Raw genomic sequence first — 1,152 nt, 5'->3', positions numbered from 1 at the left:
TGCGTAACGATCTTCAAGAATCAACTTAACTTTCTTGTACGGCATGTATTTCGTTATTTCTTTGTCATCCGCTCTTTGCAAAATATTTACCGCTGCTGCTGTATTTGCGTTCATTTCTCCACAATTTGAGCAGACGGCTGTTTCATGATGTGCGCCTTTTCTTTCACTGAAATGAGCACCACATCTTGGACAGAACTGAGACGTATATCCTGGATTAACGTCAATGGTTTGAATTCCCAGACTGCCACATAAATACTCGATACGTTTATCCAGTCTTCCTTTAGTCCATGACGACAGCTTGCGTCTCACTTTTGCTTCATAGCGGTTTGATGCTTTAGACAATTTCTCCCTAGTAAAAGTCAGATCCTCCTTGACGAGAACATCTGAATCTTCTGCCACAAGCATCTGTCTAATACTTGTGTTCATTACCCGCTCCATGTTGCGTTGATTTCTTTCATGTTGGCGGTGGTAGAGCTTGCTGCCAAGGTGGTGTTTTTCAAGACGGGCAATTTGGCGCTCAAGACTTCCAATGCGCTGTCTGATGCGCTTCTTTGTCTTAGCTGAATAATCCTTGTCCAACTTTTTCTGCAAAGCAGACTTTTCTTCTCTCAAATCCTTGGCTGACTGGATGTACTCATTACGATTTGTGTTACGATCATTGATCCGCTCAACTTCAGCACCTACCAATCCACCGAAGCCTGCTCCATATTCTTGACCACTGCTACATGAAATGAGTGTTGCCAGTCCCTTGTCCATACCCAGTTTCCTCAGTGGCTTGCGGATCTCATGAGCAACAGCATTAATAGCACGATGAACTTCCAGCCGCTTCTTGTCTCTATCAAGAATGAGCTGGATGTCGCCGCGTTTTTTCTTGTTGGCATAGCAGTATGGTCCTGTCAGCTTAAACTGCTTTTTCTTTCTGCATTTTGCCGTCATGATTTCTAGGTAGCTTGAGCCATCTTTTTCAACAACCCTCCACATCATTTCGTCACAGAGCATGCATTGTGCTGCCGTTGAATGAGGGTAGGGTTTATGTTTTCTGGTGAGGCGTCTGATATATCCAAAGCAGTGCTGAAGCTGCTTCTCGGATAAAGCAGCTCTTAGTGCAGGATACTGGCTCATTTCTTCATTTGGCTGTGCTTCATTCTCACG

At 44.3% G+C, this 1,152-nt stretch carries 1 protein-coding gene; it reads right to left on the bottom strand.

Annotated features, from left to right (window positions below; all coding sequences use genetic code 11):
* The coding region (locus HMPREF3168_RS09470; protein ID WP_070489791.1) for an RNA-guided endonuclease TnpB family protein at positions 1-1,152 on the bottom strand (1,152 nt) is incomplete at both ends.

Origin of the sequence: Lactobacillus sp. HMSC08B12, assembly GCF_001808415.1 — a bacterium.
GTDB lineage: Bacteria > Bacillota > Bacilli > Lactobacillales > Lactobacillaceae > Lactobacillus > Lactobacillus delbrueckii.
The sequence above is the reverse complement of the archived record's forward strand: the minus strand, read 5'-3'. Positions and strand labels throughout refer to the sequence as shown.